General features: G+C 74.7%; 15 protein-coding genes. 2 read left to right on the top strand and 13 right to left on the bottom strand.

Going from position 1 to position 21,215, the window contains the following annotated elements; translation table 11 throughout:
- Nucleotides 1–62 precede the first annotated feature (62 nt).
- Together THESUDRAFT_RS02375 and THESUDRAFT_RS02370 are read left to right on the top strand one after the other, a co-directional pair.
- Entirely contained in the window at nucleotides 63–1,304 is a 1,242-nt protein-coding gene (locus THESUDRAFT_RS02375; RefSeq protein WP_006903111.1) for an NAD(P)/FAD-dependent oxidoreductase, read from the top strand.
- A 201-nt stretch (nucleotides 1,305–1,505) separates the two neighbouring features.
- Nucleotides 1,506–2,870, top strand: coding sequence for an MFS transporter (locus tag THESUDRAFT_RS02370; RefSeq protein ID WP_169328692.1), 1,365 nt, complete (start codon nucleotides 1,506–1,508; stop codon nucleotides 2,868–2,870).
- Between the two features lie 96 nt (nucleotides 2,871–2,966).
- Here THESUDRAFT_RS02370 and THESUDRAFT_RS13805 read toward each other — a convergent pair whose 3' ends face one another.
- The 13 genes from THESUDRAFT_RS13805 to carA form a co-directional block, all read right to left on the bottom strand.
- Complete coding sequence (locus THESUDRAFT_RS13805) at nucleotides 2,967–4,049, bottom strand: hypothetical protein (RefSeq protein WP_006903109.1); 1,083 nt, start codon at nucleotides 4,047–4,049, stop codon at nucleotides 2,967–2,969.
- 14 nt (nucleotides 4,050–4,063) lie between these two features.
- On the bottom strand, nucleotides 4,064–5,134 hold the full coding sequence (ychF, locus tag THESUDRAFT_RS02360; protein ID WP_006903108.1) for a redox-regulated ATPase YchF: 1,071 nt from the start codon (nucleotides 5,132–5,134) through the stop codon (nucleotides 4,064–4,066).
- 141 nt (nucleotides 5,135–5,275) lie between these two features.
- Nucleotides 5,276–6,985, bottom strand: a complete 1,710-nt coding sequence (locus THESUDRAFT_RS02355) for a hypothetical protein (protein ID WP_040826184.1) — start codon at nucleotides 6,983–6,985, stop codon at nucleotides 5,276–5,278.
- 722 nt (nucleotides 6,986–7,707) lie between these two features.
- Nucleotides 7,708–8,631 carry a YitT family protein gene (locus THESUDRAFT_RS02350; RefSeq protein ID WP_006903106.1) on the bottom strand — a complete coding sequence of 308 codons (924 nt, stop codon included), beginning with the start codon at nucleotides 8,629–8,631 and terminating at the stop codon, nucleotides 7,708–7,710.
- A 141-nt stretch (nucleotides 8,632–8,772) separates the two neighbouring features.
- Complete coding sequence (locus tag THESUDRAFT_RS02345; RefSeq protein ID WP_006903105.1) at nucleotides 8,773–9,087, bottom strand: non-heme iron oxygenase ferredoxin subunit; 315 nt, start codon at nucleotides 9,085–9,087, stop codon at nucleotides 8,773–8,775.
- A gap of 339 nt (nucleotides 9,088–9,426) precedes the next feature.
- On the bottom strand, nucleotides 9,427–10,827 hold the full coding sequence (gene sufB / locus THESUDRAFT_RS02340; RefSeq protein ID WP_006903104.1) for a Fe-S cluster assembly protein SufB: 1,401 nt from the start codon (nucleotides 10,825–10,827) through the stop codon (nucleotides 9,427–9,429).
- A gap of 373 nt (nucleotides 10,828–11,200) precedes the next feature.
- Nucleotides 11,201–11,806, bottom strand: a complete 606-nt coding sequence (locus tag THESUDRAFT_RS02335) for a hypothetical protein (protein WP_006903103.1) — start codon at nucleotides 11,804–11,806, stop codon at nucleotides 11,201–11,203.
- 536 nt (nucleotides 11,807–12,342) lie between these two features.
- Complete coding sequence (gene pyrE / locus THESUDRAFT_RS02330; RefSeq protein WP_006903102.1) at nucleotides 12,343–13,014, bottom strand: orotate phosphoribosyltransferase; 672 nt, start codon at nucleotides 13,012–13,014, stop codon at nucleotides 12,343–12,345.
- The gene (gene pyrF / locus THESUDRAFT_RS02325) at nucleotides 13,011–13,904 is read right to left on the bottom strand and encodes an orotidine-5'-phosphate decarboxylase (protein WP_006903101.1); all 894 of its coding nucleotides are present in this window, start codon (nucleotides 13,902–13,904) and stop codon (nucleotides 13,011–13,013) included. The genes pyrE and pyrF overlap by 4 nt, the downstream gene beginning before the upstream one ends.
- Nucleotides 13,901–14,836, bottom strand: a complete 936-nt coding sequence (locus THESUDRAFT_RS02320) for a dihydroorotate dehydrogenase (RefSeq protein WP_006903100.1) — start codon at nucleotides 14,834–14,836, stop codon at nucleotides 13,901–13,903. Before THESUDRAFT_RS02320 ends, pyrF begins: the two co-directional genes overlap by 4 nt.
- On the bottom strand, nucleotides 14,833–16,323 hold the full coding sequence (locus THESUDRAFT_RS02315) for an iron-sulfur cluster-binding protein (RefSeq protein WP_006903099.1): 1,491 nt from the start codon (nucleotides 16,321–16,323) through the stop codon (nucleotides 14,833–14,835). Before THESUDRAFT_RS02315 ends, THESUDRAFT_RS02320 begins: the two co-directional genes overlap by 4 nt.
- The gene (carB, locus tag THESUDRAFT_RS02310; protein WP_006903098.1) at nucleotides 16,320–19,865 is read right to left on the bottom strand and encodes a carbamoyl-phosphate synthase large subunit; all 3,546 of its coding nucleotides are present in this window, start codon (nucleotides 19,863–19,865) and stop codon (nucleotides 16,320–16,322) included. Before carB ends, THESUDRAFT_RS02315 begins: the two co-directional genes overlap by 4 nt.
- The gene (gene carA / locus THESUDRAFT_RS02305) at nucleotides 19,858–21,195 is read right to left on the bottom strand and encodes a glutamine-hydrolyzing carbamoyl-phosphate synthase small subunit (protein ID WP_006903097.1); all 1,338 of its coding nucleotides are present in this window, start codon (nucleotides 21,193–21,195) and stop codon (nucleotides 19,858–19,860) included. Before carA ends, carB begins: the two co-directional genes overlap by 8 nt.
- Nucleotides 21,196–21,215: the final 20 nt, after the last annotated feature.

Below are 21,215 nucleotides of genomic sequence, written 5' to 3'. Positions count from 1 at the left end.
AGGAGCCCGCGGCCGGGAGCCCGTGACCGGACCCGGCTGCCGCTGTGACGGGGGTGATCACGGTGGCCATCCGGCGCGTGCTGATCGCCGGCGGCGGCTGGGGCGGCATCAAGGCGGCCTTGGAACTGCGCCGCCGCCTGGACCCTGCGGATGAGGTGGTCCTGGTCGACCCCAACCCCACCTTCCGGCTGGGGTTCCGCAAGACCTGGCTGCTGGTGGGCAAGACCCGGCTCGACGAGGCCACCCGCTCCAAGCATGCCCTCAACGACCGGGGCGTCCGCTACCTGCAGGCCCGCATCACGGCCATCGCCCCCGAGGAGCGCTGGGTGGAGGTGGAACCGGCGGGCGGGCCGGGGTCCGGGGACCGCCGCCGGCTGGAGTGGGACTACCTGGTGGTCGCCCTGGGCGCCCAGCCCCGGCCGGACCTGGTGCCAGGGCTGCTCGAGGCACCCGGCGCCTTCAACCTCTATGATCCGGAGGGCGCCCTGGCCGCCGGCCGCCGGCTGGCCACCATGACCGGTGGGCGGGTGGTGGTGGCCATCCTGGGAGTGCCCTACAAGTGCCCGCCGGCTCCCTACGAGGCGGCCCTTCTGGTCGACGAGGCCCTCCGCGGCCGCGGCCTCCAGGGCCAGCCGCCCGCCGGCCGGCCGAACTTCTCCATCGCCGTGTTCACGCCCCAGGCCGGCTCCCTGCCCGTGGCGGGCCCTGCCGGCTGCCAGGCCATCGAGTCCAGCCTGGCCCTGCGGCAGATCGACTTCCACCCGAACCGCCGGTTCGTCCGGGTCGAACCGGGCCGCCTGGTGGGCGAAGGGGGCGAGACCGAGCCCTACGACCTGCTGCTGGCCGTGCCTCCCCACCGGATCCCCGACGTGGCCGTGACCGCCGGGCTGGCACCGGGGGGCGGATGGATCGCCGTCGACCCCGCCACCCTGCAAACCCGGTTCCCCCGGGTGTATGCCATCGGCGACTGCACCCAGATCGCCATGGCCAACGGCCAGCCCCTGCCCAAGGCGGGCGTCTTCGCCGAGGGAGAGGCCGTGGTGGCGGCGGCCCACATCGCGGCGGCCCTGACGGGCAGCCGGCCGCCGGAACCGTACCGGGGCGAGGGCTACTGCTTCCTGGAGCTAGGCGGCGGTCTAGCCACCCTGGTGCGCGGCGAGTTCCTGGCCCGGCCTGCACCGCGGGTGGAAGTGGCCTCGCCCTCCCGGGAATTTCTGGACCAGAAGCTGGCCTTCGAACGGGAGCGGCTGGAGGGGTGGTTCGGACCGGCCTCTTGGTCCGCGGAGCCTTCGCGGCTAAAATAGTTTGAGTACCGAAATATTTGTCCGGTGGAGCCTGCCGCGAGCTCTGGAGGTTGACCCATGCCGGATCGAACACCCCCGCCGGCCGGTCCCGGTGCCGGCCATGCCCCTGCCCCGGGTGTCCCCGGCGGATGCCCCCCATCGGGCAACGGGAGGTCGCAGGGGGAGCCTGTGGCCGTTCGGGGCCGGCCGGCGGGGCCCGCCTTGGGGACGGGTCGGCCCCGAACGGGTACGGCCCGGCCGCAGCGGGAGATCCCCCGCACGGAGGAAGGGGCGGCCGGCGGCGGCCCGGCCGCGGAGGAACAGCTCTCCCGCCACGGCTTCTTCATCCTGCTGCTCACCATGTTTTTGACGGTGGCCGGTTTCGGCATCGTCCTGCCGGTGCTGCCCTATTTTGCGCAGGATCTGGGCGCCAGCAGCCTGGAGATGGGCCTTATGGTCTCCCTGTACGCCCTGGCCCAGTTCCTGTTTGCCCCGGTGTGGGGGTCGCTCTCGGACCGGATCGGGCGCAAGCCCGTGCTGATCCTGGGCATGACCGGCTTCGGCCTGTCCTTCATCGCCATGGCCTTCGTCCACTCGGTGGCGGTACTGATCCTGGTACGCTTCCTGGGCGGCATGCTGTCGTCATCCACCTTCCCATCTGCTCAGGCCCTGGTGGCCGACCTGACGCCACCCGAACGCCGCGGCAGCTCCCTGGCCCTGATGGGTGGGTCCAGCAACCTGGGCTTCGTCTTGGGCCCGCTTCTGGGGGTGCCCATCACGTCGCTGGGTTACGGCTTTTCCGGCCTGGCTCTGACGGGGGGCATTGCCATCCTGCTGACCGCCCTGCTGGCCATCGCCGTGCTGCCCGCGCCCCGGCCCCGGGCCGCGACCGCCGGCCGGCGCCCGCCCCTCACCCGGTCCCTGCGGCTGGCCGTCGCCAGCGCCGAGGCGCCGTGCTACTGGCTGGTCCTGGTGGCCGCCATGGCCGGTTCCAGCGTCTTCTCCATGCTGGGGTATTACCTGATGGAACGGATGGGCGCTCCGGAATCGGCCAACCAGCTGGCCTTCTCGGTGATGGGCATCGCCTCGGCCGTCATCCAGTTCACCGTGGTGGGCCGGGCCATGGAGCGCTGGGGCGAGACGCGGACCTCCAGTGCGGGGTTTCTGGCCGGTGCTGTGGCCTTCGTCCTGCTGCTTCTGGCGGGGCGGGTCTGGCAGGCCTGCGCGGCCGTGGCGGTGTGGGGTGTGGCCCTGGCCTTGATTCGCCCGCCCTTGACCACCCTGGTCTCGCGCCGGACCCGGCTGGGCCAGGGGACCGCCCTGGGGATCCAGGCCTCCTTCGAGAGCATCGGCCGGATGGCGGGCCCGCTGCTGGCGGGATTCTTGTTCAGCCTCCATCCCCAGCTGCCCTACGCCGCGGTGGAGGTGCTGCTGCTGGCCGCCCTCTTCTGGGGAAGCCGCGCCCTGCGCCGCCTGGAATCGGGAGACGCCGGTCCGGACGGCGCCGACGGGACGGGGGCTGGCCCTGCGCCGGGTGAGGCGGCGCGTCCGGCGGCGGGAAGTCTGGTGGCGACGTCGACCCGGTAAGGGAGGCGCCGCCCCCTCATCGTGGATCGCCGCCGTTCGGCATGGCGGCGCAGGATGGCGGCCCGGAGCGGGGACACCACCGGCGGCGCCCGGTGCTCAGGCGAGGCGGCTGCGGGCCGGCGTGGGGCCCAGTTCCTCCAGCACGGCCAGGGCCTCGGGGGCGCGCTCGTAGGCCAGGAGGATGCCGTCGGCGTAGGCATCGGCCACCCGAGCCGCCTTGAGCAGGGCCTTGCGGTCCACGTTGAGCGCGTACAGCTCGACCACAAAGGGCGTGTCGCCCAGAAGGTCACGGAAACCCCAGGCCAGGGTTTCTACCCAGTACGTCGTGCTGTAGTGGAGATCATAGATAGGCACTACGAAGAAGTCGACCAGCGGGGCCAGCTGGGCCACGTCCACGCCGAAGCGCCGGAACTGGTGATCGCCGTAGGGATCCGGGTAGAGGGTCAGCGAGAGCAGGGGCCGTGAGGACGCCGGCCGGGTTCCGCCATGGCGGCCTGCCGGACCCGGCAGGATCCCGCCCGCAGCGGAAGCGGAACCGTCCCCTGCCGCCTGCCCCGGGTCCAGCCGGTCCCGGTGGCCTCGACGCGGGCCGGGGCGCGGGCCGGACCCCGCGCCCGGGTCAGAGGGCGGTGCCGGCGGCCGCCCTGCCCCCGCCCGGGCCAGGGCCTCCCGGACGAACCCGGCAATGGTGGCCGCTCGCCACTCCTCTTCACCCAGCCCCGAGGCCGCCTGGGCCGCCCGGCAACGGGGGCAGCGGCAAAACCCTTCGCGGGGAAAGCTCACCGTGTCCAGCCGCAGGCCCGCGATGCCCTCCGCCGCGGCTCGCTCCACCAGCTCCAGCAGCCGCCGGCGGTAGGCCGGTTCGCTGGGGCAAACCCAGTCCCAGTCGAAGTAGGGGGTCCCCCGCACCGCCCGCAGGCCGTCGGGACCAACGGCCGCCAGGCCGGGGTCGGCCTCCACCGCCCGGTTGTCTCCAAAGCAGCTGATCATGTTGTGGGCCCCGGGGAGGGGCGGCTCGACCCGGCCCAGCACGCTTTTGATCTCGTAGAACACGTGGAGGGGAAAGGGCAGGTTTCGGGCGCCCGCCTCCCCCGCCCCCATCCGCTCGCCGCCGGGCAGGAACCCCATGTCCCGCAGCACCCGTAGGTCCCGCCGGTCGTAGGTGACGATGCCCCGCATCCCCATTCCCCCGCTCAGACGTTGAACCGGAACAGGATCACGTCACCGTCCTGGACCACGTAGTCCCGGCCCTCCAGGCGCAGCAGACCCGCCTCCCGCACGGCGGCCATGGATCCCAGGCGGATCAGGTCTTCGTAGGCGACCACCTCCGCCCGGATGAAACCCCGCTCGATGTCGGAGTGGATCTTGCCGGCCGCCTGCTTGGCCGTCAGCCCGCGGCGGATGGGCCAGGCCCGGACCTCCTCCTCCCCGGCGGTGAAGAAGCTGATCAGCCCGCTGGCCTCATAGGCCGCCCGGGCCAGGCGCGCCACGCCCGGCTCGCCGATGCCGTACTCGCCCATGAAGGCCTCCCGCTCGCCGGCGGGCAGCTCGGCGATCTCGGCTTCCACGGGACCGCAGAAGGTGATGAGGGGCTCGCCCCACTGGGCGGCCGCCTGGCGCAGGGCTTCCTCGCCCGGGAAGGTCCCCTGCTGCAGCTGGCCCTCGTCCACGTTGACGGCCAGCACCAAGGGTTTGAGGGTGAGCAGGCCGAAGCCCTTGACCAGGCGCAGGTCCTCATCGGTCCAGGAGAGCTCCCGCAGGGGCCGCTCCTGTTCGAGCAAGGCCTGCATCTCCGGGAGCCGCTCCAGCAGGGCCTGGTCGTCGGGCCGGCGCTTGCGGGGCGGCGTGGCCTCCAGCCGCTGGCGGGCGCTCTCCACCGTCGCCAGGTCGGTGAGGATCAGCTCGTCGCGGATCAGGCGGGCATCCCGCAGGGGGTCCACCTCGCCCAGCACGTGAGGCAGGGAGCCGCCGCCGAAGGCGCGGATCACGTGGACCAGCACGTCCGCCCCTCGCACAGCTTCCAGGAACCGGTTCCACCGCGCCCGGTCCTCGCCCGGCACGGCGCCGGGGATGTCGGTCACCCGCAAGGCGGCGGGGGTCACCTTCCGGGGCTTGTAGAGGGCTGCCAGGCGGTCCAGGCGCGGGTCGGGAACGGACGCCATGCCCACCGTCGCCTGGCCGGGACCCCCCCGGCCCTCGCCGGCCAGCAGCCGGAAAAGCAACGACTTCCCCACCTGGGGAAGGCCGATCAGACCGATGTCCACGGGCGGGCCTCCTTGGTTCGCAGTTGGCTGGTGCGCCGCCGGCGGGTCCGCACCCGCTCCTCCGCGGCGGCGCGGCGGCGTTCCGGGCCCGGCGGCGGGCAGGGCGGCTGGACCCGGCCACCCTGCCCGGCCGGATGCCCCTTATGGGCCGGCCTGCTGGGGACTCCGGGCCACCACCCCGGCGATGCGCACCGCGAGCCGCCCGCCGGGGCCCGGTTCTTCCGTGAAAGTCACCGTGATGCGCACGCCGTCGCTGCGGGTGACCACCAGGGGGCCGCGCTCGTAGTTGCCCCCGACCGCCTCCACCCGCCAGCCCTGACCCAGGGGCCGCTGGACCAGCAGGTCCCGGCCGGCACCGGCCACCGCGGCATCCTGCTGCCGCACCAGGGCGGCGGCCTCGGCCCACCGCCCCCGGCTTACCAGGGTAATGAAGGCTTCCAGCACGCTCAAGGCCCGGTCCACCGGGCGGCTCCATGCCAGCCGGTAGGTGTCCCCCGTCCAGATCCAGCGCTGCTCCCACAGGCCGGGGGCCGGGCCGTCCCGGGTGACCAGCACGGGGCTGCCGCCGGTACTCAGGGCGAGATCGAGCCCGCTGCCGTCAGGGGCCATGCGGACCTGCCGGATGACGATCCCGGCGCCGTCTTCCGGCCCGACCCCGGACTGCGGGCGGCCGGGGGACTTGGGCCCCGGGCTGCCCCCCAAGAGGCTCCACCCGTTTTGCGGCCCGCCGCCGGACGGCCTCCCGAAGACCAACGAGCCGCCGGGCACCACACCCCGGGGCACGGCCGACGCCGCCGGCGGTTCAGGCCATCCCAGGAACCCCACGGGCACCCACTGGTCACCCCATGGTTCCAGCAGCGTCACGCGCAGCGACGGGTCCCGGCCCCCCAGGTGATGCTCCGTCACCACCACCAGCCGGGGCCGCCCGTCAACCCCGGGAAGAACCCACCCGTCCCGGAAGAGGGCGGCCAGTCCCCACCCCCCTCCGGCGGGCGATGCCTGCCACGGGGTGGGCTCGGGTGCCGCTGGCCCACCGGATCCCGGCCCTGGCTGCTGGCCGGTGCCGGTCGCTGCCCACCCTCCAAAACCTTGGCCCGCGGAACCAGGGGCAAGGGGAGCCGGCGGGGCCGACCCGGGGGCCGGATCCCTCCAGGACACCGGCGGCTCGGGCGGCACCCGCCCTTCGTCCTGTGCCGGGCCGGGTGGCGGGCCGCCCATCCCGGCACCCTGTGCCGCCCCGCCCGGCCGGGAGATCGAGGGAGCCTGCCCCCGCGTCCCAGGGTCAGGGGCAGCCGGCCCGCCCGGAGCAGGTGCCTGCCCGCCCGGTTCGACCGCGGCCGCACCGCCCGCCCCCGACCCGGCGGGTGGCAGGCCAGCGAGAGCGGCCCGCTCTCGCTCGTCCAGGACCTGGACGTGGACCCTGCCCTGGTCCGTCCACGTGGCGATCACATGCGCCACCGTTTCGGGAAAGCGGGGCCCGAAGGCGATCAGCAGGACGGCCGCACCCGGGCGGAGGCCGCCGGTTGTGGCCCCTCCCGCCGCGTCGCCGCCATCGCCGGGGGCCGTCCCGCCGGCGCCCGGGATCCCGCTGCCACCCGGGCTCCCACCGGCGGAACCCGGCCCGCCGGAACCGGCGCCCGATGGCGCGGCGCCAGGCGGCTCACCGCTCAAGGAACCCGCCGCGGCCACCCGCCCCGGAACCTTGACCGGGGCCGCGGCCGGCACCGGGCGCGGCACCAGCACGTTGACGAACGGCATCTCGGGGGTGGCCAGTTCCAGCTCGAGGGCCGCGGGATCCCCCTCCAGGCGGGCCGGATCGAGCCGCTCGAGTCGGTAGAGCAGCTGCTGCACGGCTCGGGCGAAGGCGTCGCGCGGGCCGGTGCCCCCCCGGGCCGGATGGAGGGGGGGCGGGCGGTGGGCGGGCGGGGGCTGGGCGAGCGGGGGGGGGCGCTGGCCGCGCCGCCGCCCCCCGGCGGCGGCGCGGCGGGGGGTGCGGCAAGCCCCTGGCTGCCCGCGCCAGCGCCGGGCCCGCCCGGACCCCGGCCGGCCGGGGCGCCCGCCAGCAGCCCGCCGGCCGGCCGGTCGGCGCCGGCTGCGCCACCGGCATCCTGGCCGGCCCCGCCGGCCAGGATGCCGGTGGCTGGGCCCCACGCCCCGGCGGCTGCCCCCGCCGCCTGCCGCCAGAAGGGACCTACTACCAGAAGGGCGAGCAGCACGGCGCCCGCCGCCCGCAGGCGCAGGCCCGGCGGCAGGCGGCGGCCCCGCCCGGGCCCCTCCGGCCGGGCGGGATTGTGGGGCCCGCCATGGCTTCCGCCGTGGCTTCCGGCCGGATCTGGGGCCGGGGCCGGAGCTTCCACGGCCGGCGCGCCCATACCCGGCGTGCCCTGCCGGACCCGGCCGGGCGACGACCCTCCAGAGGTGTTCATATGGGGAGTTTAACATTTTTGAAATGATTTCGTCATCTTAGGTGAATAAGGACGGGCCGTGCCAAGACTGTGGAAACGCGTTTTCCCTGCGGAACGGCGGCTTCCCGGGGCAACAGCGCGCCACGCCGCGCACCCGTTCGCACCCTGTCAGGACCAGGCGGCCGGGAACCCCTCGCCCAGCACCTCCGCCGCATCGGTCACCGCCACGAAGGCCTGGGGGTCCATCTCGCGGATCAGCTGCTTGAGCCGGGCCAGCTCCCGGCGGTTGAGGACGACCAGCACCACCGCCCGCTCTTCGCCCGTCCAGGCGCCCGTTGCCCGCAGGATGGTGGCCCCGCGCCCCAGCTGGACGGTTACCACCCGGGCGATCTCCCGGGGCCGGCTGGTGACGATCCAGGCGCTCTTGGCCCGCAAGGGTCCTTCCTGCACCACGTCGGCCACCCGGCCGCCCAGGAAGGTCACCAGGATGGAGTAGAGGGCGGTGTCGGCCCCTAGGGTCAGGGCGAAGGCTGCCAGCACCAGGCTGTCGGCCACCAGGAAGGTCTCGGCGATGCCGATCCCGTACCGCTCCTTGAGGAACCGGGCGACGATGTCGATCCCGCCGCTGCTGGCGCCGGCCCGGAACAGGAGCCCGATGCCCGAGCCGATGAAGGCGCCGCCGTACAGGCTGGCCAGCAGGGGCTCGTCCACCCGGAAGGCCACGCCCTCCGTCAGCCGCAGGGCCAGGGTGACCAGCAGGGTGGCCAGGCCCGTCCGCAGGATGAACCCCCGGCCGATGGCCCACCAGCCGAAAACGAACAGGGGGATGTTGAGCAGCAGGTAGAGCAGCGAAACGGGCAGGCCCGTGGCGTAGTGCAGCAGCAAGGAGACGCCGCTGAGGCCGCCCTCGCCCAGCCGCGCCGGCACCAGAAAGCCGTTGATCCCCAGGCTGAACAGGGTCGCTCCCGCGGCCAGGAAGGCCACCTGGACGAACCGGCCCGCCTGGAGCGGCCCTGCCCCCGGCCGCCCTCCGGGGCCCCCGGCGCCCGGGCCCGTGCCGGCGCCCTGCGAGGTGGTGGCCGTTCCGCCCACAGGTGCAACCCCCTTCCCGAACCGGCGGCAGGAGTTTTGCCGCCTACAGCCGCCACGCCAGCCGGGCCGGCGGCCGGACCGCCCCAGCCCGCAGCCCCCGGCGGCCCGGCCGCGCAGCGGATCCACCCTCCCCGCAGCGGATCAGTCCTTCCAATCGATCAGGATGGCATCGCCGTCGACCCGCACGGGATAGGTGCGCAAGGGCACCACCGCCGGCAGGGCTCTCACGGCCCCCGTCCGCACGTCGAAACGGGCCCCGTGGCGCGGGCAGATGCACACGTAGCCCTGCAGGCCCCCCTCGCTCAGGGACGCCTGGGCATGGGTGCACGTATCATCGGTAACGAAGAACTCGCCGCTGGCGGTATGCCAGACAGCCACAGGATGGCCGTCGATCTCCACCTTCAGCCCCGTTCCCGCCGGGACCTGATCCCGGGTCGCCACCTGCCTCCAGGCCATGGATCAACCCTCCTCCACGCGAAGGCCGGTGGCCCGAGGGCCACCGGCCTTGCCGGTTCGTTGAGAGCCTCGCTGCCGCCCAGCGCGCCGCCCCGCGCCGCCTTCCATGCGGCCGCCCGGCACAATGCAGGCCGCCCGGCGCAGCGGGACCTCTGGCGCAAGCGGCGGGCGCCGCCCGTCCCGGGGACCGGCCTCCCGGCTTGCCCAGCCGACCACCGCTTCCCAGGGGCGCCCGGTCACGCCCGGCCGCCCCGGTGGGACCGGTGGCGGAGCGGACGGCGGCCGGCCGGACCTGCAGGCCCGGTCGACCGGACGCAGCCGCCGGCCCCAGGAACCCCATCAGCCGACGGAGCCTTCCATCTCCAGCTGGATCAGGCGGTTCATCTCGATGGCGTACTCCATCGGCAGCTCCTTGGTGAAGGGCTCGATGAAGCCGCTGACGATCATGGTGGTCGCCGTCTGCTCGTCGATGCCGCGGCTCATCAGGTAGAAGAGCTGCTCCTCGCTGACCTTGGACACCGTCGCCTCGTGCTGGATGGTGACGTTGTCCTCGTTGATCTCGATGTAGGGGAAGGTGTCCGTCCGGGAGTACGGGTCCAGGATCAGCGCGTCGCACTGGACGTTGACCTTGGCCCGCTCGGCCCCCTCGTGCACCTGGACCAGGCCGCGGTAGCTCTGGATGCCGCCGTCCTTGCAGATGCCCTTGGACACCACGGTGGACGAGGTATCGGGAGCCGCGTGGATCACCTTGCTGCCGGCATCCTGGTGCTGCCCCCGGCCGGCGAAGGCGATGGACAGGATGTCGGCCTTGGCGCCGCGGCCCAGCAGGTACACGCTGGGGTACTTCATGGTGACCTTGGAGCCGATATTGCCGTCGACCCACTCCATGGTGGCCTCTTCATAGGCGACGGCCCGCTTGGTCACCAGGTTGTAGACGTTGTGGGACCAGTTCTGGATGGTGGTGTAACGGCAGCGGCCGCCCTTCTTGACGATGATCTCCACCACCGCGGAGTGCAGCGAGTCGGTGGAGTAGATGGGCGCCGTGCAGCCCTCCACGTAGTGGACGAAGGCCCCCTCGTCCACGATGATCAGGGTCCGCTCGAACTGGCCCATGTTCTGGGCGTTGATGCGGAAATACGCCTGCAGCGGGATGTCGACCCGCACGCCCGGCGGCACGTAGATGAAGCTGCCGCCGGACCACACCGCGGTGTTCAGGGCGGCGAACTTGTTGTCTTCCGCCGGCACCACCGTGCCGAAGTACTCCCGCACCAGGTCGGGGTACTCCTTGACCGCGGTGTCGGTGTCGCAGAAGATCACGCCCTGCTTCTCCAGGTCTTCCCGGATGCTGTGGTAGACGACCTCCGACTCGTACTGGGCGCTGACGCCGGCGAGGAACTTGCGCTCCGCCTCGGGGATGCCCAGCCGGTCGAAGGTGCGCTTGATGTACTCCGGCACCTCGTCCCAGCTGCGCCCCTGGCGCTCGGCGGGCTTGATGTAGTAGTGGATGTCCTCGAAGCGCAGGCCCGACAGGTCGGGACCCCACGTGGGCATGGGCTTCTTCTCAAAGACCTCGAAGGCATGCAGCCGGATCTGACGCATCCAGTCCGGCTCGTTCTTGTAGTGGGAGATGCTTTCGACGATCTCCCGGGTCAAGCCCTTGGGGGACTTGAACACGTAGTTCTCGGGGTCGCGGAAACCGTACTTGTACTCCTGGCCCAGTTCGACCAGTTCCTTGGCCACCCAGCTCACCTCCGGGCGTGGCCCCGTGGGCGATGGCGGACCAACCGTCCAGGGGGATGTTTTTGCGAATCTATCCTTATTTGGTTCTGGTCTAAGGTTACCCGCGGGCCGGCGCCACTGTCAACCGCACGGGAAGCACCGAAAGCGCCCCACGGCCCGCCGGCCACGGCAGGCCGGGGCCGGTCGGCATGACCGCAGGCGCTTAGCGTCATCCGCCGCGCATGATCGCGGTGGGGATCCTCTTGCCAGCTGGCGGCGGGTAGCGGACTGCCCGGCCCGGGCAGGGGCCGGGCGCTGGCCCGGGCAAGCCCGGCAGGTCCTGCTGAAGAGACAGGTTGGCGCAGCTCAAGGCGGCGGGGCGGGGGAACGCGGATCAGTGGGCAGCGGGAATGCGGACCTCCAGGTAGCTCAACTTCCCCGCCTGAGGGTCGAGGACGTAGCCGGGGTGGAACTCGAGGCCGCTCACTTGGGCCAGGTCGGGCTCGAGCCCCGTGCGGAAAGCCAGCACCACCCGCGCCTGCCGGGTGGCGCCCGGCGGGATGCCGCGGGTGAGGTCGTCGCCGTTGCTGGTGCGGTAATAGAGCTCGTACCGCCGGCTCGGGGTGAGCACCGCCCCCTGGGAAGGGCCGCAACCGCCCAGCAGCAGCAACCGCTGGCCGTCGGCTGTGTTCTTCACCGTGACATCCACCAGCACCCGGCCGCCGTCCAGGCTGATGCCGTCGACGCGCAGGGAAAGCCCCCCTGCGCTGTACCAGGCGTCCGGAAGCGGCATGAGGAGTCCGGGTTGGGACGAACCGGCTTCACCGGCTCCGCCCGTGGGCGCTCCGCCCGCGGGCGCGGCAGTCCGGGCAGGCGTTGACGCGCCCGTTCCCACTTCGAGCGGACCCGGGGTGCAACCGGCGACCAGAAGGGACACCGTCAGCAGGACGGCCCCCGCCAGGACCGCCCGCAACGCCCTCCACCCGACTCGGCCGGCCATCGCACCCACCTCCCCGGGGCGTCCCGACCACCCCCGCGGGCCAGAGCGCCGGCACCCGTCGGCCCGGCCTGTCCATGGGCCTTCGTGCAGGACGGCGCACTCACCACGGCGGGCCCGAAAACCGGACACCCCAGCTCACCAGCCCGTTCCTCCGTCACCTCCATGCTACGCCCGCGGGGCTGAGGCGCGGCTGAACGCCGCCTGAGGGCAGCCTGAGGGTCGGCCAGTAGGGAGAGGCCGGGCCAGGGCAGCCAGCCTGGTAGGAGCGGCCGGTCCCGCGCGTACAACTCGGGGAATCCGAGCTGGCAGGGTGGTGGAGACACTACGGGAGCCCTTTACGATGGCGTTCCGGCGTAACAGGGCTCGGCAGCCGTTACGGCCGCCACCGTGCCCGCGGAGCGCGCCTGGCGGCGCCGTGCTCGCCGCGCCACTTGGCCCGGCCGGGCGGGCCCCCCGGTCTCGGCCCCGACCCCGCCACCTCTTGCTCGCCGGTGCGCCTGCAGGCCAGGCCGCCGCCCAACCCGGCGCCCGTGGCCCTACCCGCGCTTCAGGTCCTGCAGCGGGACGCCCTGGCGGCACAGGGGACAGTCGCCCGGCGGGTAGGCGGCCACGGAGCGGGCCAGCAGGGCGGCGAAGGGCACGCCGAAATCCACTGCGCCGCCGCTGCGGTCGACCACGGCCCCCACGGCCACCACCCGGCCGCCGGCCGCCGTGACGGCCTCCATGGTCTTGCGGACCGAACCGCCCGTGGTCACCGCGTCCTCCACCACCACCACCGGCTCGCCCGGCTCCAGGCGGAAGCCGCGCTTGAAGGCCATGCCGCCGCCGGGATCCTTCTCGGCGAAGAGGGAGCGGGCAGGCAGGCACCGGGCCACGGCGTGGGCCAGTAGGATCCCGCCCACCGCCGGGCCGGCCACGGCACCCACCGGCATCCCCGCGGGCAGCACGTTCTTCAGCGCCTCCGCCAGGGCCGCCCCGATGGCTTCAAGGACCTGGGGATACTGAAAGGCCTGGGCCAGGAGGAAGAACTCGTCGCTGTGCAGGCCGGTGGTCAGCCGGAAGTGCCCTCGGCGGTGGGCGCCCGTCTGCTCCAGCAGCGCTTCCACGGAGTCTCCGGCCGATCCGGCGCCGCCGGCCAATCCGCCACCGCCGGCCCATTCGCCCCCGGTCGCCCCTCGCTGGGCCATCCTGGGGTTGCCCCCGCTCATGCCTGGCTCACCTCTTCGTCGCCGGCAGGCCGGGCGCCGGCCCCAACTCCCGCCGGCTTCCCAGCAGCACCTGCGGCAATGCCTTCCGCAGAGTTGCCAGCGGGCCCGGTGGCCCCCGCCGGCCCACCGGCCCCGGGGGCGGCCGCCGGATTCGCCGCTCCGGCCCGCTCCACCTCGGCGGCGATGGCCTCCAGGGCCGCCCGGGGATCGGCGGCTTCCGTGACCGGGCGCCCCACCACCAGGTAGTCGGCGCCCGCCGCCACGGCCTCCCCCGGTGTGGCCACCCGCCGCTGGTCTGCCGCCGGCGCCCCCGAGGGACGGATGCCGGGCGTCACCAGCACCATGCCCGGGCCCAGCACCCGGCGGGCCGCCGCCAGGTCCACCGCCGCGCAGACGATCCCGTCCAGCCCCCAGGCCCGGGCCCGTTCCGCCCGCCGCACCACCTCGGCGGCCAGGGGCAAGGCGGTGCCCGCCGCCTCCCGCAGCGCCCCTTCGTCCAGGCTGGTGAGGACCGTCACCCCCACCAGGAGGGGGCGCGGGCAGCCGGCAGCGGCGGCCCCTTCAGCGGCCCCTTCCACCGCCGCCCGCACCATCTCCGCCCCACCCGCCGTGTGGACGGTGATCATCCACGCGCCCCGGGCGGCCAGGGCGCGGGCGGCCCTGGACACGGTGTGGGGGATGTCGTGCAGCTTGGCGTCGGCGAAAACCCGCAGCCCCTGCCCGGCCAGGCGATCGATCCAGCCGGCCCCCAGGGCGTAGAGCATCTCCAGGCCCACCTTGAACGCGCATCCCGACGGGGCCAGGCGCCGGACCAGTTCCTCCGCCCGCCCCGCCTCGGCCACGTCCAGGGCCACCACCAGGCGCCCCGCCGGAGCCACCTCGACCATCATCCCGCTCCCTCCTCCCCGTTGCCGTGGGCCCGGCCGGTGAGCCGGGCCGCGTCCAGGCCCCTGGCCGCCAGGATCGCCGCCAGTTCTTCCAGCACCCGCACCGGGGCCATGGGGTCGGCCAGGGCCGCCGTGCCCACGGCCACCGCCGCCGCGCCCGCCAGCATGAGCTCCGCCGCGTCCCGGCCCGTCGCCACGCCGCCCATACCCAGAATGGGGACCCGCAGCCGGCGGTACGCCTCCCAGATCCAGTACACGGCGACAGGCCGGATGGCCGGGCCCGACAGCCCGCCCCCCACCGTGGCCAGCACCGGCCGCTCCGCGTCCACGTCGACGGCGGCACCGCGCAGGGTGTTGATCAGCGAGAGGCCGTCGGCCCCCGCCTCCATCACCGCCGCGGCCACCTCCAGGAGCCGGCCGCCCTCCGGCGACAGCTTGACCAGCAGGGGCCGCCGGGTCACCCGGCGCACCTGGCGCACCAGGGCCGCCGCCGTGGCCGGATCCCGGCCGAACTCGAGCCCTCCCGCCTTGACGTTGGGGCAGGAGAGGTTGAGCTCCAGGGCATCGACACCGGCGGCATCCAGCCGGGCGGCCACGGCCGCGTACTCCTCCGCCGTCCGGCCCACCACGTTGGCGATGACCGGCACCGCCAGGCGGCGCAGCCAGGGCAGGCCGTGGGCGACGAAGTGCTCGACGCCCGGGTTCTGCAGGCCGATGGCGTTGAGAAGGCCCGCCGGGGTTTCCACCGCCCGGGGCGGCGGGTTGCCGGGCCAGGGTTCGAGGCTCAGCCCCTTGACGGTCACCGCCCCCAGCCGGTCCAGGGGGTAGAACTCGGCCGCCTCGCGGCCGTAGCCGAAGGTGCCCGCCGCGGTGACCACCGGGTTCTTCAGCACCAGGGAACCGAGGCGCACTTCCAGGGAGGGAACCGGGTTCATCCCAGGATCACCTCCCGCGCCGGAAACCAGCGCCCTTCCCGGCAGGCCCGGGCGTACCGCACGGTCCCGGCGGGGCCGTGCAGGGGCACGGCGCAGCCCAGGCACACCCCGTACCCGCAGGGCATGTAGGCGTCGACGACGAGAAAGCCCTCCGCCGCCGTGCCCCCCAGCGCCGCCTGCACGCCGCGCAGGAAGGGGGCAGGGCCGGCCGCCACCACGCGGCCGGGGCCCGCCGTGCCGGCCACGGCCGGATGGGCGCGCAAGGCCTCCAGCCAAGTCCGGCCGCCTTCCGAGTTGCGGCCACTTGCCGAGGTCCGGCCGCCCCCCGCCTGCTCCCCGCCGGAGGCACCCGGCCAGCAGCTGGAGGAACCGGCCCAGAAGGCGAGGGGCGGCGCCGCCGGCGAAAGCCCGTTCCACACCGCCTCCAGTGCCGCTGCGGGGTCGCTCCCGTCACTGGCGGGGACCGGTGCCGGGCGCTCCGGGCTCGGGGAAGGCACCGGCGGCTGGGGGGGCCGGGGCTCGATCACGCTGGCCACCGTCACCGGCACACCAGCCGCCTGAGCCCGGGCGGCAAGGAGCCGCAGGGCCAGCACCTGCCAGCCGGGCGCCACCAGCAGCAGGGGCCGCGGCGCCGCGGCGCCCGGCCCGCACCGGGGATCCGAAGGCGCTCCCGTGCCCGGTGTGCGCCCGGGGCCCGCCGGCTGCGGGTCCGCCGGCTGTGGAGCGGCCGGCTCGCACCGTGGCTCGGCCGGCTCGACCACACCCGGCCTGCGCCGCGGACCGGCCGGCGCACCGATATCTGGCGTGCACCGGGACTCGGACGGTGCCGCGGCGCCCGGCCCGCATCCGGGCTCCCGTCCTGCTGCCGTTGCAGCCGCTGCCGCTGAGGACCCCGCCGTCCGGCTGCCCGCCGTCCAGCCCGCCGGCGCCGGCCGGCCCAGGGGCCCCAGCACCACCAGCCCGGCGCCCAGCGGCAGGGAGGCCAGGGCCGCGGTGGCCGGCCCGATGACCCGGTAGACCAGGGTGATGCGGCCCCCTTCCGCGTCGGTCCCAGCCACGGAAAAGGGGCGACCCAGGAAGGGGCGCCCCACGGTTCCGCCTGTCGCCACGGGCGGCCGCATCCCCGGCCCGGGGCCGCCGGTCTCCCCGGCGTGCCCCGAGGGCCCCGGCACCCTCAAGCCGCCGGGGTCCCCGGCGGTGCCGCCGGAGCTCCCCGTGTCGCCAGCGAAGCCGCTGGTCCCGCCCGCCGGCTCCGCCTCCGGCACCGGCGGCAGCGGGCTGCCGGCCGGGAGCGGCCAGCCGGCTGCGGGCACCAGCACCTGGACGAACTGCAGCGGCTCGACCCGCCGGGCCAGGGCCGGCTCGGCCAGCGTGGTCATGGCGACGCCCGGCGCCACCCACCGGGTCTCCACCACCCGGGCCAGGACGCGGGAGGGAGAAAACCCGCCGCCCTGGAGGCCTGGGTATGGTTCCGCAGCCCGGTTCACCGCCGCTCCCTCCCCGCCGGGAAGGCCTGAACCGTCCCGGGGACCTGGTGGCCCGACCGCCCGTCGCGGTGCGCTCCGCCACCCGCCCCGCCGCCGGCCACCGCCGGGCCGTGCCCCGCCGTGGCCCCCGGCGCCCCGGCGCCGGGCCGGCTCCCGCCGGCCGCCACCGGCTTGAGGTCCTGCAGGGCGCGGACCTGGGCCGCCAGGGCCCGCCGGTCGGGCCGGTGCATCAGCACCTCCACCAGGGCCGCGGCGGTATCCAGGGAGGTCAGGCAGGGGATGCCCCGCTCCACCGCCGCCCGCCGGATGCGGAACCCGTCCCGCTGGGGATCGCGGCCCTGGGTCAGGGTGTTGATCACCAGGCGCACCCGGCCGTCCCGCAGGGCATCCAGCAGCGGCGTCCGGGACGGGCCGGGGGCCGGTTCGTCCGGCGCGGCGGCAGAGAGCTTGGGTAAAACCGTGGCCTCCAGGCCCGCCGCCGCCAGGGCGGCCGCGGTCCCGGGGGTGGCGTAGAGCCGGTAGCCGGCCGCCGCCAGGCGCCGGGCCAGTTCCACCGCCGCCGGCTTGTCCGGGTCCGCCACGGTCAGCAGCACCCCCTGCCCCGGCTCGGGCAGCTTCATCCCCGCCGCCAGCAAGCCGCGGGCCAGGGCGCCTTCCAGGGTCACGTCGATCCCCATCACCTCGCCCGTGGACTGCATCTCCGGGCCCAGGGAGGGGTCGACCCCGGGCAGCTTGTTCCAGGAGAAGACCGGCAGCTTGACCGCCACGTGCTCGGGCGGCGGCAGGAGGCCCGTCCGCCAGCCCAGGCCGGCCAGGCGCTGGCCCAGGGCGGCCCGGGTGGCCAGCTCCGCCAGGGGCACGCCCGTCGCCTTGGTGATGAAGGGCACCGTGCGGCTGGCCCGGGGGTTGACCTCGAGCACGTAGAGCGTCCGGCCGTCCCAGACGAACTGCAGGTTGATCACCCCGCGCACCTCGAGGGCCCGGGCCAGGGCCACCGTGGCGGCCTCCACCTGGGCCAGCACCGCCGCCGGCACCCCGGGGGCGGGCACCACGGCGATGGAGTCGCCGGAGTGGACCCCCGCCCGCTCGATGTGGCGCATCACCGCGGGGATCACCACCGTCTCCCCGTCGGCCACCGCGTCGACCTCCAGCTCCATGCCGGCGATGTAGCGGTCGATCCAGACGGGCCGGTCGCCCGCCACCCGGGCGGCCGTCTCCAGGTAGGCGGCCAGTTCCTCCGGCGAGGAGGCCACCTGCATGGCCCGCCCGCCCAGGACGTAGGAGGGCCGGACGATCACCGGGTAGCCGATGCGCTCCGCCGCGGCCATGGCCTCCGCCACCGAGCGGGCCGCCGCCCCCGGCGGCCGCTGGAGGCCCAGCCGCGCCAGCAGCTGGTCGAACCGCTCCCGGCTTTCCGCCACGTCCACCGACTCGGGGGCGGTCCCCAGGATGGGCACGCCCGCTGCCGCCAGGGGGGCCACCAGGTTGACGGCCGTCTGGCCGCCGAACTGGGCCAGGACCCCCACGGGCTGCTCCAGGTCCAGCACGTTGCGCACGTCTTCGGGGGTCAGGGGCTCGAAGTAGAGCCGGTCCGCGGTGTCGAAGTCGGTGCTCACCGTCTCCGGGTTGTTGTTGACGATCACCGCCCGGTAGCCCAGGGCCCGCAGGGTCCGCACGGCGTGGACGGCGCTGTAGTCGAACTCGATGCCCTGGCTGATACGGATGGGCCCCGCGCCCAGCACCACCACCACCGGCCGGTCGCCGTCGGCCGCCCGGCGCTCGCCGGCTTCGTCGGCCTCCCCGTGGGTGGAGTAGAAGTAGGGGGTCAGGGCCTCGAACTCGGCGGCACAGGTGTCGACCATCTTGTACCCGGGGCGCAGGCCGGCAGCCCGCCGCGCCTGCCGCACCGCTTCTTCCGTCGAACCGGTGAGCTCGGCGATGCGCCGGTCCGTCAGGCCAAGGCGCTTGGCCTCAAGGAGCAGGTCCGGGGGGACCGGCGCGTCGCCGGTGCCCGGGGCGGCGGCGGGACCTGCCCGCCGCCCCGCGTCCCGCAGCCGCTCCTCCAGCGCCACCACCCGGGCGATGCGGTGCAGGAAAAACCGGTCGATGCCTGTCCAGGCATGGAGCTCCTCCACGCTGCGGCCGCGGCGCAGCGCCTCCGCCAGGAGGAAGAGGCGCCGGTCGTCGCCCTCCCGGATGGCCGCCTCAAGGGCTTGTTCGTCCAGCTGGCGCGCCTCGGGCCACTCCAGGGCGTCGACCCCGATCTCCAGGGAGCGCACCGCCTTGAGCAGGGCGCCCTCGAAGCTGCGGTCGATGGCCATGACCTCGCCCGTGGCCTTCATCTGGGTCCCCAGGCGCCGGTCGGCGGTGGCGAACTTGTCGAAGGGCCAGCGGGGGATCTTGACCACCACGTAGTCCAGGGCCGGCTCGAAGAGGGCCGAGGTGCCGGTGATGGGGTTGCGGATCTCGTCCAGGCGCCGGCCCAGGGCCACCCGGGCCGCCACCTTGGCGATGGGGTAGCCCGTCGCCTTGGACGCCAGGGCGCTGGAGCGGCTGACCCGCGGGTTCACCTCGATGACCCGGTACTCCGCCCCGTCGGGCCGCAGGGCCAGCTGGACGTTGCAGCCCCCCTCCACGCCGATGGCGCCGACGATGCGCAGGGAGGCGGAGCGCAGCCGCTGCAACTGCCGGTCGGTCAGGGTGAGCGCCGGCGCCACCACGATGCTGTCGCCGGTGTGGACGCCCACGGGGTCCACGTTCTCCATGCTGCAGATGGCGATGGCGTTGCCCGCCCCGTCGCGGATGACCTCGAACTCGATCTCCTTCCAGCCCAGCAGGCTCTCTTCCAGGAGCACCTGGCCGATGGGGCTGGCCGCCAGGCCGCGGTCGACCAGGGCCGCCAGCTCGACCTCGTTGCGGGCGATGCCGCCGCCGGTGCCGCCCAGGGTGTAGCCGGGCCGGGCGATGACGGGGAAGCCCACCCGCCGGGCGAAGGCCAGGGCCTCCTCGTAGGAGCGGACGATGGTGCTCTGGGGCACCGGCTCGCCGATGGCCAGCATCAGCTCCTTGAAGGCCTCCCGGTCTTCGGCCCGCTGGATCGCCTCGGGCGGCGTGCCGAGCAGCTGGACCCCGTAGCGCTCCAGCACCCCTGCCCGCACCAGCTCCATGGCCAGATTGAGGCCCACCTGCCCGCCCAGGGTGGGCAGCAGGGCGTCGGGCCGCTCGCGCCGGATCACCGCCTCGGCGAACTCGGCGGTCAGGGGCTCCACGTAGATGCGGTCGGCGGTGCCGGGGTCGGTCATCACCGTGGCGGGGTTGGAGTTGAGCAGCACCACCTCCAGGCCCTCTTCCTTGAGGGCCCGGCAGGCCTGGGTGCCCGAGTAGTCGAACTCGGCCGCCTGGCCGATGATGATGGGCCCCGAGCCGATCACCAGCACCTTGCGCACCCCGGCGGGTGCCCGGCCCGGGTCCCGGCCCGCGCCGGCCCGGGCGCTCCGCACGGGGGCTGCCGGCAGGGAGCGGGTCGGTAGGGGGTCAGTCACCGGCCAGCCCTCCTTCCCCCGCCACCAGGGCGGGCTCGCCCCGCCCGGCCGCCGCCCGCGCCGTCCCGGGCGCCAGCAGGCGGAGGAACTCGGCCAGCAGCGGCGCCGCGTCCCGCGGGCCGGGAGCCGCCTCGGGGTGGAACTGCAGGCCCCGCACCCGCAGGTGGGGGTGGCAGAGGCCCTCCACCGTGCCGTCGTTGACGTTGATGTGGGTCACCACCAGCCCCGCCGCCTCCAGGGATTCGGCGTCCAGGGCATAGCCGTGGTTCTGGGAGGTCATGAACACCCGCCCGTCGCCCTGCCCGGAACCCGGCCAGGCCGCCGCGGCGATCTCCTTGACCGGGTGGTTGGCGCCGCGGTGGCCGAAGGGCAGCTTGTAAGCCCGGGCGCCGAAGGCCAGTCCCAGCAGCTGGTGGCCCAGGCAGATGCCGAAGGTGGGAACCGCCTCCGCCAGCCGCCGGACCGTGCCCAGCACCGCGCCCAGGTCCCGCGGGTCCCCCGGCCCGTTGGACAGGATCACCGCATCGGGCCGCAGGTCCAGGATCTCGCCCGCGGGGGTCAGGGCGGGGACCACCGTCACCCGCCACCCCTGGGCCACCAGGGCGCGCAGGATGTTGCGCTTGACGCCGAAGTCCACCAGCACGGCGTGGGGCGGGAGGAACCCGGCGCGGCGGGCGGGCGGGGCGGCCGCCGCGCCCGCCGGTTCGACCCGGTAGACCTGCTGCGTGCCCGCCGCCAGGGCCGTGGGCGGGGTCCAGGCCGCCGCCCGGGCCGCCAGCTCGGCCGTGGCGGCACGCAGGTCCGTGGTCAGCACACCCCGCAGCGTCCCCCTGCGCCGCAGGTGCAGGGTGAGGGTCCGGGTATCGAAGCCGTCGGCGGCCGGCACGCCGGACCGGGCCAGGTGAGCCGTCAGGGGATGCAAGCCGATGGCGCCGGCATCGAAGAGCTCCCGGGCAATGAGCGCCGTGACCCGCGGGCCGGCCGACTCGTCTTCGTCCTCGTGGACGCCGTAATTTCCGACCAGGGGGTAGGTGAGGACGACGATCTGGCCGTCGTAGGAGGGGTCGGACAAGAGCTCCTGGTAACCCGTCATGCTGGTGTTGAAGACCACCTCGCCGGTGACGGCCCAGGCGCTCCCTCCGGACTCCGGGCCAGACGGACCGGCGGCCGCGCCGCCGGGGGCGACCACCACCCGGCCGAACCACTGGGTGCCGTCTTCCAGCACCAGCCGGGCCGGCACCACCACTTTGGCGGTGGAGGTGGGAGCACCGGGCTCACCCGCCGGCTCCGCCGATCCTGCCTCCTGTGGCCCCAGGCTTCCAGGCTCCATGCGTGCGCCCTCCTTCGCCA

This window comes from Thermaerobacter subterraneus DSM 13965, assembly GCF_000183545.2.
GTDB classification, from domain to species: domain Bacteria; phylum Bacillota; class Sulfobacillia; order Thermaerobacterales; family Thermaerobacteraceae; genus Thermaerobacter; species Thermaerobacter subterraneus.
This window is presented reverse-complemented; position numbering and strand designations above follow the sequence as displayed.

What these genes read in the sequence shown, in the direction of transcription:
- THESUDRAFT_RS13805 (WP_006903109.1), bottom strand. Translation starts at nt 4,049, where the DNA reads ATGCGGGGCATCGTCACCTACGACCGGCGGGACCTACGGGTGCTGCGG.
- THESUDRAFT_RS02345 (WP_006903105.1), bottom strand. Translation starts at nt 9,087, where the DNA reads ATGGCCTGGAGGCAGGTGGCGACCCGGGATCAGGTCCCGGCGGGAACG.
- THESUDRAFT_RS02335 (WP_006903103.1), bottom strand. Translation starts at nt 11,806, where the DNA reads ATGGCCGGCCGAGTCGGGTGGAGGGCGTTGCGGGCGGTCCTGGCGGGG.
- pyrE (WP_006903102.1), bottom strand. Translation starts at nt 13,014, where the DNA reads ATGAGCGGGGGCAACCCCAGGATGGCCCAGCGAGGGGCGACCGGGGGC.
- pyrF (WP_006903101.1), bottom strand. Translation starts at nt 13,904, where the DNA reads ATGATGGTCGAGGTGGCTCCGGCGGGGCGCCTGGTGGTGGCCCTGGAC.
- THESUDRAFT_RS02320 (WP_006903100.1), bottom strand. Translation starts at nt 14,836, where the DNA reads ATGAACCCGGTTCCCTCCCTGGAAGTGCGCCTCGGTTCCCTGGTGCTG.
- carA (WP_006903097.1), bottom strand. Translation starts at nt 21,195, where the DNA reads ATGGAGCCTGGAAGCCTGGGGCCACAGGAGGCAGGATCGGCGGAGCCG.